Origin of the sequence: Mesorhizobium sp. M0227 (genome assembly GCF_040321855.1) — a bacterium.
GTDB lineage: Bacteria > Pseudomonadota > Alphaproteobacteria > Rhizobiales > Rhizobiaceae > Mesorhizobium.
Map to the genome: position 1 here is coordinate 122564 of NZ_JAMYSJ010000001.1, position 13419 is coordinate 135982.

Below are 13419 nucleotides of genomic sequence, written 5' to 3' on the forward strand. Positions count from 1 at the left end.
CATGGCAAGTTCCACCCATAAGGCGGTCAAGCCTCTCATCCTCAACGGCTTCGGTATGACCGTGGTCGGTCACGTGTCGGCGGGCCTCTGGCGTCATCCGAGCGACCGCGCCAACACCTACACCAGCCTCGAATACTGGACCTCGCTGGCCAAGCTGCTCGACGACGGCGGCTTCGACGCGCTGTTCCTCGCCGACGCGCTTGGCCACCTCGATGTCTTCCGAGGGACACCGGATGCGTCGCTGCGCACCGCAGCCCAGTCGCCGGTCAACGACCCGCTGCTGCTGGTCTCGGCAATGGCCGCCGCCACCAGGCATCTCGGCTTCGGCATCACCGTGTCGACCACTTACGAGCAGCCCTATCTCCTGGCCCGCAAGTTCACCACGCTGGATCATCTGACCAAGGGCCGCATTGCCTGGAACGTCGTCACCTCGGTTCTGGAATCGGCGGCGAAGAATCTCGGCCTGGAGCGCCAGATCGACCATGACGAGCGTTACGATCTGGCGCAGGAATTCCTGGATGTCACCTACAAGCTCTGGGAGGGATCCTGGGAGGACGGGGCGGTCGTGCACGATCGCGAGAAGGGGCTCTACACCGACCCTTCCAAAGTCCATCCGATCGGCCATCACGGCAAATATTTCTCCGTGCCCGGCGCGCATCTCGCGCAGCCCAGTCCGCAGCGCACGCCGCTTCTGTTCCAGGCGGGAACCTCGCCGCGCGGGCGCGAATTCGCTGCTCGCAACGGCGAGGTGGTGTTCCTCGGCGGCACCAGCACGGCCTCCATCCGCCGCTCGGTCGAGGCGATCCGTGCCCGCGCCGTCGAACTCGGACGGGCGCCGGATGCGATAAAGTTTATCACCGCGGTCACCGTCATCACCGGAGCCACGGACGAAGAGGCCGAGGCCAAGCACAAGGACTATCTATCCTACACCAGTGTCGAAGCGGCCCTGGCGCTGTTTTCGGCATGGACCGGCGTCGACTGGTCGCAATACCCACTCGACCACCCGCTCGAATATATCGAGACAAATGCCGGCCGTTCAGCCCTTGCCAATCTGACGCGGATCGATGCCGACCGGCGCTGGACCGTGGCCGGGATCGCCGAGTATATCGGGCTCGGCGGCATCCATCCCAAGCTGGTCGGCTCACCGCAGAGGATCGCCGACGAGCTCGAACGCATCGCCGATGAATCCGGCGTCGACGGCTTCAACCTGGCCTATGTCGTCAGTCCGGGCACGTTCGAGGACTTCATCGAATTCGTCGTCCCGGAGCTGCGGCGGCGGGGTCGCATCCGGGAACGTGGCGCGCCCGGCACCACGATCCGCGAGCGCTTCCAGGGAGCGGGCCAGCGGCTGCTGCGCGACGACCATCCGGGAACAGCCGCACGCGACCGCTCGAACTGGGGTACCATCGTCGAGGCGGCCGAGTGAGCGGCATCCATCTCCACTGGTATCTGCCGACCAACGGCGACAGCCGGGAAATCGTCGGCTCTGGCGATGATTCCCATCTCGGCAACGGCCCGTCACGATCGCGGTTTCGGGAAGCGAGCCTCGATTATCTCTCGCTGGTCGCCAAGACCGCGGAGACGTTGGGCTTCGAAGCTGTGCTGACGCCGACCGGAACCTGGTGCGAGGATGCCTGGATAGTCACGGCAGCACTGGCGCAGGTCACCACGCGGTTGAAGTTCCTCGTCGCCTTCCGTCCCGGCCTGATCTCGCCGACGCTGGTCGCCCACCAGGCGGCGACCCTTCAGCGCATATCGGGTGGGCGGCTGCTGCTCAACGTCGTCACCGGAGGCGATCCGCTGGAGCAGAAACGCTTCGGCGATCATCTCGGCCACGACCAGCGCTATGAACGCACGGGAGAGTTCCTCGAGATCCTGCGCGGCGTGGTCCTGCCAGCCGGTTCGGGCCGGCGCTTCGATTTCAGGGGAAAGCACTATGACATCGAAGGCGCCCAGATCGATTTCGGCAAATGGCCGCTTCCCGATATCTTCTTCGGTGGCGCAAGTGGTGCTGCGCAAGCGGTCGCCGCGCGCCATGTCGACACCTATCTGGTCTGGGGCGAGAGCCCGGCAACCGAGGCTGCCCGGATAGGCCATGTGCGGGAACTCGCCGCCGCGCAGGGCCGCAAACTAAGCTTCGGCATACGCCTGCATGTCATCAGTCGCGATACCGAGGCGCAGGCCTGGGAGGAGGCCGAGAGGCTGCTGGAGAGACTGACGCCGGAGCGGATCGCGCAGGCGCAGGCAATCCTGGCGCGCACGGAATCGGCCGGCCAGCGCCGGATGAACGCGTTGCATAGCGACAGCGGCACCGCGGCGCTCACCGCGCGCAGCGTGCGCGATCTCGAAATATCGCCGCATCTGTGGGCCGGCTACGGCTTGGTTCGCGGCGGCGCCGGCACGGCGATCGTCGGCAGCCACGAGCAGGTCGCGTCCCTCATCGAGGAGTACCACGCCGTCGGCTTCGACCACTTCATCCTGTCGGGCCAGCCGCATGTCGAGGAAGCCTATCATTTCGCCGAAGGCGCGCTGGCGCTCCTGAGATCGAAGGGGCTGCTCGCAGCCTGAAACATGTGCGGCCTTTGGTGGCCGCGACAATGGAGCATGACGAAAAGACAATGTCGGACATTCAGATCTATCCGGGCCTCAGCGACGCCGAATTCGAGACCTGGGCCGAGAAGGCCCGCGACGTGGCGCGGCAACTCGCGGCAACGGCGCTCGAACGCGACCGGGCGAACAAGGACCCGGTGGAAGAACTGGCGCTGCTGCGCGACAGCGGCCTGCTCGGCCTGGCTGCGCCACGCGAATTCGGCGGCGCCGGCGCAAACCTCGTCCAGGCGCTCAAGATCAGCCGCATCATCGCCGCCGCCGACGGCTCGATCGGGCAGTTGATCGCGTATCACTATTCCAACGGTGTCTGGACCTACATTCTCGGCACGGCCGAGCAGTGGGAAAAGACGGCGCGCGGCGTCGGCGCGCAAGGCTGGTTTCAGGGCGGCGTCAGCAATCCGCGCGACCAGTGGAACGAGATCGAGCATGTCGGCGACCGCCGATTCCTGAACGGCAGGCGCACCTTCGCAACCGGCGCCTCGGTGGCCCAGGTCATCACCGTCAGCCTCTGGGACAACGGCAAACGCGCTCACTACCAGATCCCGCCGACGCGCCAGGGCATCAGCTTCGGCGGCGACTGGGACAATCTCGGCCAGAGACTGACGGCGAGCGGCAGTGTCACTTTCGACCGTGTCGAAGTCTTCGAGGATGAGCTGCTCAGCGCCCTCGACGATTATGAGGGCGATGTCGAATTGCGCGACGGCCTGCGCGTCCTGTTCAGCCAGCTCATCTTCATCAATTTCTATCTCGGCATCGCCGAGGGCGCTCTTGCCGCCGCCGCCGATCATGTCCGCCGCTTCGGCCGGCCCTGGCCGGAGTCCGGGCTGGAACGGGCGATCGACGATCCCTACCATCTGGTGCTGTTCGGCCGGCTATCCGCCGGCATTGCGGCGGGCATAGCAATCGCTGACAAGGCCGCGGCGCTTTACGAGGCGGCACTGCATGCCGGAGCGTCGGTGACGGCGCAGCAATGGGGCGAACTCGCAACGATCATCGACCAGGGCAAGATCGTCGCCAACGACGTCGTGCTCGACGTGACGGCGCGCATCTTCGAAGCGACGGGCGCGCGCTCGACGGCCAACAAATATGGCCTCGACATCTATTGGCGCAACGCGCGCACCCATACCGTCCACGATCCGGTCTCCTACCGGGCGCGCGAGGTCGGCACATATCTGCTGGCCGAAACGCTGCCGAGACCGCGAACCTATGCGCAGCCGCCGCAGCCGGAAGCGCACAAGCCTGAAGCCGTGCCCACGCGGAAGGCATCATGATATCGGATGTGCGCCTGCTGACCGGGAAGGCCGAACTCGCGCAGGCCGCACGCACCTTCCGCACGGCCATGGTCGGCCTGCCGCCGCTCGGCCCGATCGACGACGCGCTGATCGACAGACTGTTCGAGCCGGATCGCACCTGGGGCGCCTTCGACGGCGAGACGCTCGTTGGCACAACCGACTCCTATTCGGGACGGATCGCGGTTCCCGGCGGCGCCTGGTTGCCGCAGGCCGCGGTCACCCATGTCGGCGTGCTGCCCACCCATACGCGGCGTGGCGCCGCCACGGCGCTGTTCAAGGCGCAGCTGCGCGCCGCGCGCGAACAGGGCGAGGCGGCGGCCACCTTGCGGGCCTCCGACGCGCGCATCTACGGCAACTTTGGCTATGCGATCGCCAATACTTCTGTCAGCCTGGAAGTCGACACCCAGCGCGCGCGCCTGCGGGCAGGGCTGACGTACTCCGACAAGATTCGGCTGATCGACAGCGACGATGCCTGGGCGATACAGGCGCGCATCTACGCGGGTCAGCCTGTTTCGCGCGCGGGCGTCATCACACGCTCGGCCTATTGGTGGGATTTTCAGGCGTTGCGCCAGACGCACAGCGGCACGCCTAACTACGTCGCCGTTCACGGCGACAAGGGTTCGGAAACCGGGTTCGTGCGCTATCACCCTGTCGGCCTCGACAGCTGGTTCACCAGCTCGGAACGCACCATCGTGGTCGATGATATCGTGGCCTACAGTCCGGCCGCCTATGTCGCGCTGGTCGCACATCTGCTGGCGGTCGACCTGCCGCATCGCATCGTCTTCTGGAGCCGTCCCGCGGACGATCTGCTGCCGTGGCTGTTCGAGGATTTTCGAAGCGTTCGCGTTTCGGCGGCGCGCGACGAAACATGGCTGCGGCTCCTGGACGCTGAAAAGGCTCTTACAGCCCGGTCCTATGCCGGGCAGGGCAGCGTCGTGCTGGAAGTCTCCGATGCCATCCTGCCCGAGAACGCGACCAGGCTGCGTCTCTCGCCAGAAGGAGCCGAGCGCACCAATCTGTCCGCCGCCGTGGTGACGGACGTGGCCGCGGTTTCGGCGGCCTATCTCGGCGGCGTGAAGTGGTGGCAGCTCGCGCAGACGGGGCGCCTCGGCGACTTCGACCGGGCTGCGGTCGAAACGCTCGACACGCTGTTCACGGCGCCGGCCTTGCCTCATTCCGGAACAATGTTTTGACAGGCGGAGCTAATATAAAATGTATTTTGAAAGTGTGTTTGAAAAATAGGTAATTTTATCTCAAAATTATGCTTGCTAAATGCAATGGTATTTTGAAGAATTATTTATAATCGGAGAGAAGTAATGACAACACATGTTGCGCGTAAGTTATTATTGGGAATTGCAGGTGGCATTCTGTCGATTTCTGTTCTTGGTTCATCCGCGCAAGCGGAAGATCTGAAACATGGCGGGGTCCTGCGGATTGCTTCGATCCAGTCCGATCTCGATGCGTTCGATCCGCTCACCGGCTACAGCATCGATTCCTGGGAAATCCTGCGCGCAACAACGCGCCAGTTGGTGACCTATCCCGGCTCGCCAGCCGGCCTCAAGGAGGACACCACGCTCGTGCCGGATCTCGCCAAGTCCTGGGACATCAGCGACGACGGCAAGGTCTACACCTTCCATTTGAAGGACGACGTGTTCTTCTCCGGCAGCCTCGAGCGCAAGATCGTCGCCAGCGATTTCGTCTATGGCGTCAAGCGCTTCTGCGATCCCAACAAGCAGGTCGCCGCCATCAACTATTTCAACCTCGTGATCTCCGGCTTCGTCGACTATTGCAAGGAATTCGCGAAAGTGCCGACAGGCGATCTCGCGGCGACCAAGGCTTTCACCGACACGCACGAGATTGCCGGCGTCTCGGCTCCCGACGAGCACACGCTGGTCATCAAGTCGGACACCAAGAACTACGACTTCCTCAACATCCTTTCGATGAATTTCGTGTCGCCGGTGGCGCCCGAGATCGCGTCCAAATATTTCCCGGACTCGCTGGAGTCGCGCAAGAACCTGCCGTCCAGCGGCCCTTACTATGTCGACACCTACGAGCAGGGTCAGAAGCTGGTCCTGAAGAAGGCAAAGAATTTCAAGCCGGAGTCCGACCAGGCGCGCAAGGCCTATGCCGATGAGATCGACATCGATTTCACCGCCAACAGCGAGGACAGCGTCGTCCAGAAGATCATCGCCGGTGAGGCCGATCTGTCGCTGTATCTCGACATCCCGCCCATTCCGACGATCCAGCGCTTCCTGTCGCAGAAGAGCCCCGACATCCATGTGACGAACAGTGGATCGGCGAACTTCATCACCTTCAACCAGCGGCCGGAGGTCAAGAGCGACGGGGCCGAGGCGCTGCGCAAGCTGAAGGTCCGGCAGGCGCTGACCTATGCGGTGAACCGCGAGCATCTGGCGCAGACCCAGGCCGGTTCGATCGGCGCCGTGCCGCTCACCCAGATCATCACCTCGACCATCCTTGGTTTCGAGAAGTTCGATCCGTACCCGACCGAGAGCTACAGGGGCGATCCGGCCAAGGCCAAGCAATTGCTTGCCGAGGCAGGCTATCCGAACGGCATCGCCTTCGACGCCATCTATCGCGGCAACGCACAGTTCGAAGCGATTGCGGTGACCGCGAAGGAGGATCTGGAAGCAGCGGGTATCACGCTCAACCTGATCCCGATCCCGCCCACACAGTGGTACGCCTTCATCCAGGATCCGAAGAGCCGTTGGGATCTTTCCCTGGGCGGAACATTCTCCCCGGATTGGCAGGGACCGAGCACGCGCATGCTGCTTGGCGGCTGGTTGAATTCGGACGCGGCACCTTGCGGCACCGGCAACGTCCACGCCATTTGCTACAGCAATCCGGAACTCAACAAGCTAGCGGCGCAGGCCTATCCGTCCGACGATCCGGGGCCGATCTGGACCAAGGCCGACAAGCTCGTCTCCGCCGACCTGCCGTGGATTCCGTTGTTCGAGAAGCGCAAGGTCGTGGTCACTTCCGATCGCCTCGCCAACTGGGTGTGGTCGTCGCTGGCGGTCAATGCCGACATCACCAACCTCGCTCTCAAGCAGTAGCAAGGCCGGACCGGCAAAAGGAGGCGCGCGTGCCCATCTTCTCTGTCGCCGATCTGCGCGTCGCGTTCGGCGGCGTGGACGTGGTGCATGGCGTCTCGTTTTCCGTCGAGTCGGGCAGGACGCTTGCCATCGTCGGTGAATCGGGCTCGGGCAAGAGCGTGTCGCTGCTCGGCGCCACCGGCCTTCTGCCACCGGCGGCGAGTGTTCGCGGCAGCGTGCTGCACAAGGGCGATGAGATACTGGGCCTCTCCGCCGGCGACCTGCGCCGGCGGAGAGGTGCCGACATCGGCTTCGTCTTCCAGGACCCGCTCAGCAATCTTCATCCGTTGAAGACGATCGGCCAGCAGATCGCCGAAGCGATCACCGCGCACCGCAGGGTGGGACGTGGGGAGCTGCGTCAGCGCGTTCTCGATCTTCTGGCCGATGTCGGCATCCCCGACCCTTCGGCCCGCGTGAACGACTATCCCAGGCAGTTCTCGGGCGGCATGCGCCAGCGCGTGATGATCGCAGCGGCGATCGCGCTCAATCCCGGTCTGATCATCGCCGACGAACCGACGACGGCGCTCGACGTGACCGTGCAGGCGTCGATCCTTGATCTGCTGAAACGAATCCAGCAGGACCACGGCACGGCGATGATCTTCGTCAGCCACGATCTGGCCGTCGTTTCGGACATTGCCGACGATGTCCTGGTGATGCGCGCGGGGCACGTCGTGGAGCAGGCGCCGGCCGAGCTGATTTACGGGGCACCGCGCCAGGCTTACACCAGGGAGTTGCTCGGTGCGGCGCGGCTTGGCGGCCTTGTTGCACGCGCGGCGCGATCATCGCTACTCCCGGCGCTGCCGTCGATGCCCGATTTGCTCTCCGTCTCGGCAATCGCGCGTTCGTTCGCAGGCCGCTCCGCCGCAGGCGGTCTGATCAGGCCGGTGCTCACGGATATCTCGTTCACCGTCCGCGAAAACGAGATCATCGGCCTCGTCGGCGAATCCGGTTCCGGCAAGTCGACAATCGGCCGGCTGATCGCCGGGCTCGACCGGCCGGACGAGGGCAGCATCTCCCTGCGGGAGCGTATCTATTCGCGTCCGGGTGTCGGCGGCATCGCCATCGACCGGCAATTGCGGTCGGACATACAGGTTATCTTTCAAGACCCCTATGCAAGCCTCAACCCGCGGCGGCGCATCCGGTCCATTCTGGCGGAACCCTTCATCATCGGCACCAGACTGGACGCCGCGGCGATACGCCGGCGCGTGCAGGATCTGGTGCGCGACGTGGAACTTCCCGACGACGTGCTGGATCGTTTCCCGGCCCAGCTTTCAGGTGGCCAGCGGCAGCGTGTCGCCATTGCGCGCGCCATCGCGCTCGAACCCTCGCTGATCGTCGCCGACGAGCCGGTATCGGCACTCGACATCACGACGCAGGCGAAGATCATCAGGCTGCTGCAGACCATTCGCCGGCAGCGAGGCCTGTCGCTGCTCTTCATCTCGCATGATCTCGGCGTCGTGTCGGAACTGTGCGACCGCGTTATCGTGCTGGAGAAGGGCGTCATCGTGGAAGCCGGCGAGACAGGCCGTGTCTTCGGCGCTCCCCGGCATCCCTACACGGTCAGGCTGACAGACGCGATCCCCGGCAAGGTCCTGCGGCGCAACCCGGTTCCCGAGCGGATCGCCGCGCATGCCTGAGATCCGTGCCCTGGCGTCCGTCCAGGACCACGTCCTGCTGGGGCATGGCGAGGTGGTGAATTCCTACAGGTCGCTGCTTCTGCGAGCGCTGCTGCGCGAACGGTCCTTTCGCATCGGCGCGCTGATCATAGGCTTCGTCACCGCCGGTGCGCTGCTGGCGCCAGTGGTCGCATGGCTGCTGGGGCACGGGGTGACGGAGCAGTTCCGCGATACGGCGTTGACCGAGATGGGACTGCCGAGTGGCCCCACGTTCGAATTTCCACTTGGCGCCGACGGCAACGGCCGCGACGTGCTGGTCAGAACGCTCTACGGCGCGCGCGTATCGCTGGCCATCGCCATCCCGGCGACCACGCTTGCCATGATCATCGGCACCGCCATTGGCCTCGTCAGCGGATTTCTTGCCGGTCGCGTCGACCGCGTCATTTCGCAGGCGGTGGACGTCGCTTTGTCGTTTCCGTTCATCGTCACCGCGCTCAGCCTCCTGTCGCTGAACCGGGGCGTCGATGGCAAACCGTTTGTTGCGCCCTCCCTGGTGGTGGTGCTGATCATAACCCTGTTTTCCTGGACCTACTTTGCCCGGCTGACGCGTGGCCTGGTGTTTGTCCTGCGCCGCAGTCCGCTGGTGGAAGCCGCGCAGACGATCGGCGCCTCGAAGGCCAGGATCATCATGCGCGAGATCCTGCCCAACATCGCGCCGGTCATCCTGGTCTACTGGGCGGTACAACTGCCGACCAACATCATCGCCGAAGCGACGCTCTCCTTCCTCGGCGTCGGCGTGCAGGCGCCGCAGCCGAGCTGGGGCAATATGATCGCCGAGGCGCAGCGCTCATCCCTCTACCAGTTGCAGCCATGGTTCCTGCTCGGACCCGGCATCGCGCTGTTTCTGACCGTGGCCGGCTTCAACACGCTGAGCGCTGGCCTGCGCAACGTCCTCGACCCCCATCGCCGCAGCGGGTGACGCCATGATCCGGCACACAGGCGGGCTGATCTTCCGGGCGCTCTCGACGCTGCTGATCGTGCTGGTGATCGCGTTCTTCATCACCCGCATAGCCTATCGCAATCCGGCCGCCATGCTGGCGCCGCGCAACGCCAGCCAGCAGGCGATCGATGCCATAGCGCACGCGCTGCGGCTCAACGAGCCATGGTATCTGCAGTTGTGGTACTATCTCTACCGCGGCCCCGACATCCAGGGCGCGCCGATGGGGATCGCTCACTGGCCGCCGGCGCTGGGCTACTCCTTCCGCAAGCAGACACCGGTGACAGACCTCATCCTGTCCAAGGTGCCGGTGACGCTTTCGCTCGCCCTTGGCGCCGTCGTCATTTGGATGACGCTGTCGATCCTGCTTGGCGTGATTGCCGCGCGCCGGCAGGGCTCCTGGCTGGACAGGCTGATATCGGGCTTCGCCTATGCGAGCCTGTCGGTGCCGACGTTCCTCTCCGGCATCCTGATCTCCTATTTCCTGTTCTTCCAGCTCTCCAACCATGGGGTCTTCTGGTTTCCAAGCAGCGGTTATGTGCCGCTGACGAAAGATCCGTTCGAATGGGCCCGGCATCTGGCCCTGCCGTGGCTGACGCTGGCACTTGCCGAGATCGGCATTTTCCAGCAGCTGATCCGCGCAAGCATGCTTGAGGTTCTGGGCGAGGACTACATAAGGACGGCGCGCGCCAAGGGTGTTCCGGAATGGCGGGTCTATTACGATCATGCGTTGAAGGCCGCGCTCAATCCGGTGATCACGCTGGGTGGCCTGGAGCTTGCCGTCATCATGGGTGGGGCGATCGTCACGGAGACGATCTTCGGATTGGACGGCGTCGGCCGGCTGGCGATCAACTCGGCGCTTGAAGGCGATTTTCCGGTCGTCATCGGGACGACGATCTTCGCCGCGGCATCGTTCGTGTTCTGCACCTTCGCCGTCGACATCACAACCAGATGGCGCGACCCGGCGAGCCTGTCGTGACCGCCCGCCATCAGGCAATTCGCTCTCATTTCAGCACGGATATTGGGAAAAATATTCGCTCTGGCTGACATCGATGAAGCATGTTCCCTTATCATAATCCCCTTTGTCTATAATCTTAGTGCACGAAGTACGCCGCAACTCGCAAGAGGCAGGTCAGCTGCGCCATCCGGCGGAGCCACACTCCCGCGGAGCGACATCTCAGGCTCCGCGATAAATCATTCGACAAGGTGAATTCACGATGATCTCCCGCCTGTTGCGAACCATCATGCTGTCTCTGGCAGCCACGCTTCTGACGCTGACCGGACTTGCGGCAGAGGAGGCGGGCGGGACGCTCAACCTGATCGTCCAGCCCGAGCCGCCGACGGTCAATATCGGCGTCAACCGTCTCGGGCCGACGACCTATGTCGGCAACAAGATCTACGAGAGCCTGTTGACCTATTCGGCCGATCTGAAGCCGCTGCCGCGCCTGGCGCAAAGCTGGTCGATTTCGGATGACGGCCTCGTCTACACCTTCAACCTGCGCCGCGATGTAAAATGGCATGACGGCCAGCCGTTCACGGCCAAGGACGTGGTGTTCAGCTTCCAGAAGTTTCTGCCGGCACTTCAGGCCCGCTCGCGACTCAACCTGGCGGAGGTGAAGGACATCGCCACGCCGGACGACCACACCGTGGTGTTCACGCTCAAGGCGCCGTACCCAGCCTTCATCTACGTCCACAACACCGCCGTGCTGCCGGCCCATCTCTATGAAGGGGTGAGCGACTTTCGCACCGCCGAGGCAAACAGCAAGTTCATTGGCACCGGGCCGTTCAAATTCGCCGAGTGGAAGAAGGGGTCCTTCATCCACCTTGTCCGCAACCCTGACTATTGGGATGCCGGCAAGCCCCATCTGAACGACATCTTCTTCCACGTCATCCCTGACGCCAACAGCCGCGCCATCGCTTTCGAAACCGGTCAGGTGGATGTGCTGCGCGCAGGCGACGTCGAGAACTTCGACATTACGCGGTTGGCCGGGCTCGATGGCGTGCAACTGACCGAGGCAGGCTGGGAATTTCTTCAACCGGTCGGCTACATCCACCTCAACAACCGCCACAAGCCGCTCGACGATGCGCGGGTGCGCCGGGCGATCGCGCATGCGATCGACCGCCAGTTCATCATCGACACGATCTTTGGTGGATTCGGCCACGAGACCAACGGCCCGCTGTCGCGTCTGTCGCGGTTCAAGGACACTTCGGTCGAAACGAAATATGAATTCGACCTGGCCAAGGCGAACGCCATCCTCGACGAGGCCGGCCTGAAGCCCGACGCCAACGGCGTGCGCTTCGAACTGCAGTTCGTTCCGCTGCCCTATGGCGAGCTGTGGCAGCGCGAGGCGGAATATATCCGGGAGGCGCTGACGTCTGTCGGCATCAAGGTCAACATCGTGGCGACCGACGTGCCGGGCTGGTTCAAGCGGCTGACCACCTTCGACTATGATCTTGCCGAAAACTTTGTCTACACCACCCCCGACCCGGCAATCGGCATCAGCTATGCCTACACCACGCTCGAAGGCGACAATGCGGGCACGACCGGCGGCAATGTGCATGGCTATTCCAACCCCGAGGTCGACAGACTGCTGGCCGACGCCGCCCATGAGAACGACTTCGACAAGCGCAAGGCGCTCTATTCGCAAGCCCAGAAGATCATCTCCGCCGACGTGCCGCTCATCTGGACGCACGACATCGTCTTTCCGACGCTCTACCGAACCAAGGTTCACAATCTGATCGCGACCGGTCTCGGCACAGATGAAAACTTCGCCGATGTCTGGCTGGCGAAATAGCTGGCGGGGCTGGGTAGGATGGATCGTCTTGGCTTCCTGACGGGACGGGCCGCCCGCGCGGTTCTCATCCTGTTTGGGGTTATCGTGCTCAACTTCGTGCTGCTGCGCCTCGCACCGGGAGATGCGGCATCCGTCCTGGCCGGGGATCAGGGCGCGGCCGACCCGGCCTTTGTCGCGGAACTGCGCCACGATCTCGGGCTTGATCGCTCCGTGCCCGAGCAATTGTGGATCTACACCAAGTCGCTGGCGCGTCTCGACTTCGGCCAATCCTACCGCGACCAGCGTCCTGTTATCGATATCATCGCGGAAAGGCTGCCGGCCACACTGCTTCTGACATTGACCGCCTTTGGCTTTGCGTTGGGGACCGGCATTGCGCTCGGGTCTATCGCCGCCCGGCACGCCGGCAGTCTGCTCGACACCGTGCTGACCGGCATTTCGGTGATGTTCTTTGCCATGCCGCTGTTCTGGACCGGCCTGATGGCGATCCTGCTGTTTTCGGTCTGGCTGAACTGGCTGCCGTCCTACGGCATGCAGACGGTAGGCGAGGGCGGGTCGGATCTCTCGCTTGTCGGGGATGTCGCCGTTCATCTCATTCTTCCGGCTCTGACGCTCGGCCTGTTCTACATGGCCATCTACATGCGAGTGACGCGCGCCTCGGTGCTCGACGTGCTCGATCGCGATTTTGTCCGTACCGCCAGGGCCAAGGGCCTGAAACCGGGATTGATCTGGCGCCAGCATGTGCTGAGGAACGCGCTGCTGCCGATCATCACCTTCGCCTCCTTGCAGGCCGGACAACTGATCGGCGGGTCGATCCTGATCGAGACGGTGTTCGCCTGGCCGGGCGTCGGGCGTCTCGCCTTCGATGCCCTCATGCAGCGCGACTACAACCTCCTGCTGGCGATCTTCTTCATCACCTCGGCAATCGTCGTCGTCATCAATCTGGTCGCGGATTTTCTCTACGTTGCCGCCGATCCGCGCATCGAACTGGGGGCTTGA

10 protein-coding genes are annotated in these 13419 nt (G+C 63.7%); all 10 read left to right on the forward strand.

The genetic code is table 11. From position 1 onward, the window contains the following. Position 1 precedes the first annotated feature (1 nt). Positions 2 to 1426 carry an LLM class flavin-dependent oxidoreductase gene (locus NKJ00_RS00525; RefSeq protein ID WP_023809091.1) on the forward strand — a complete coding sequence of 475 codons (1425 nt, stop codon included), beginning with the start codon at positions 2 to 4 and terminating at the stop codon, positions 1424 to 1426. After that, positions 1423 to 2568: an LLM class flavin-dependent oxidoreductase gene (locus tag NKJ00_RS00530; RefSeq protein WP_352609991.1), complete on the forward strand. Its 1146-nt coding sequence runs from the start codon at positions 1423 to 1425 to the stop codon at positions 2566 to 2568. The genes NKJ00_RS00525 and NKJ00_RS00530 overlap by 4 nt, the downstream gene beginning before the upstream one ends. Before the next feature lie 50 nt (positions 2569 to 2618). Beyond that, complete coding sequence (locus tag NKJ00_RS00535; RefSeq protein WP_352628337.1) at positions 2619 to 3881, forward strand: acyl-CoA dehydrogenase family protein; 1263 nt, start codon at positions 2619 to 2621, stop codon at positions 3879 to 3881. Continuing rightward, on the forward strand, positions 3878 to 5095 hold the full coding sequence (locus NKJ00_RS00540; RefSeq protein WP_128302608.1) for a GNAT family N-acetyltransferase: 1218 nt from the start codon (positions 3878 to 3880) through the stop codon (positions 5093 to 5095). Before NKJ00_RS00535 ends, NKJ00_RS00540 begins: the two co-directional genes overlap by 4 nt. Positions 5096 to 5218: 123 nt before the next feature. Next, the gene (locus NKJ00_RS00545) at positions 5219 to 6976 is read left to right on the forward strand and encodes an ABC transporter substrate-binding protein (RefSeq protein WP_352628339.1); all 1758 of its coding nucleotides are present in this window, start codon (positions 5219 to 5221) and stop codon (positions 6974 to 6976) included. A 29-nt stretch (positions 6977 to 7005) separates the two neighbouring features. Then, positions 7006 to 8652 carry a dipeptide ABC transporter ATP-binding protein gene (locus NKJ00_RS00550; protein WP_352628341.1) on the forward strand — a complete coding sequence of 549 codons (1647 nt, stop codon included), beginning with the start codon at positions 7006 to 7008 and terminating at the stop codon, positions 8650 to 8652. Next, the gene (locus tag NKJ00_RS00555; protein ID WP_352628343.1) at positions 8645 to 9610 is read left to right on the forward strand and encodes an ABC transporter permease; all 966 of its coding nucleotides are present in this window, start codon (positions 8645 to 8647) and stop codon (positions 9608 to 9610) included. Before NKJ00_RS00550 ends, NKJ00_RS00555 begins: the two co-directional genes overlap by 8 nt. Before the next feature lie 4 nt (positions 9611 to 9614). Beyond that, positions 9615 to 10607 (forward strand): ABC transporter permease, encoded by a 993-nt coding sequence (locus NKJ00_RS00560; protein ID WP_023809084.1) that lies wholly within the window; start codon positions 9615 to 9617, stop codon positions 10605 to 10607. A 238-nt stretch (positions 10608 to 10845) separates the two neighbouring features. Then, on the forward strand, positions 10846 to 12423 hold the full coding sequence (locus tag NKJ00_RS00565) for an ABC transporter substrate-binding protein (protein ID WP_128302603.1): 1578 nt from the start codon (positions 10846 to 10848) through the stop codon (positions 12421 to 12423). A gap of 18 nt (positions 12424 to 12441) precedes the next feature. Continuing rightward, a complete protein-coding gene (locus tag NKJ00_RS00570) occupies positions 12442 to 13419 on the forward strand; it encodes an ABC transporter permease (protein WP_352628345.1) in 978 nt (325 codons plus the stop codon).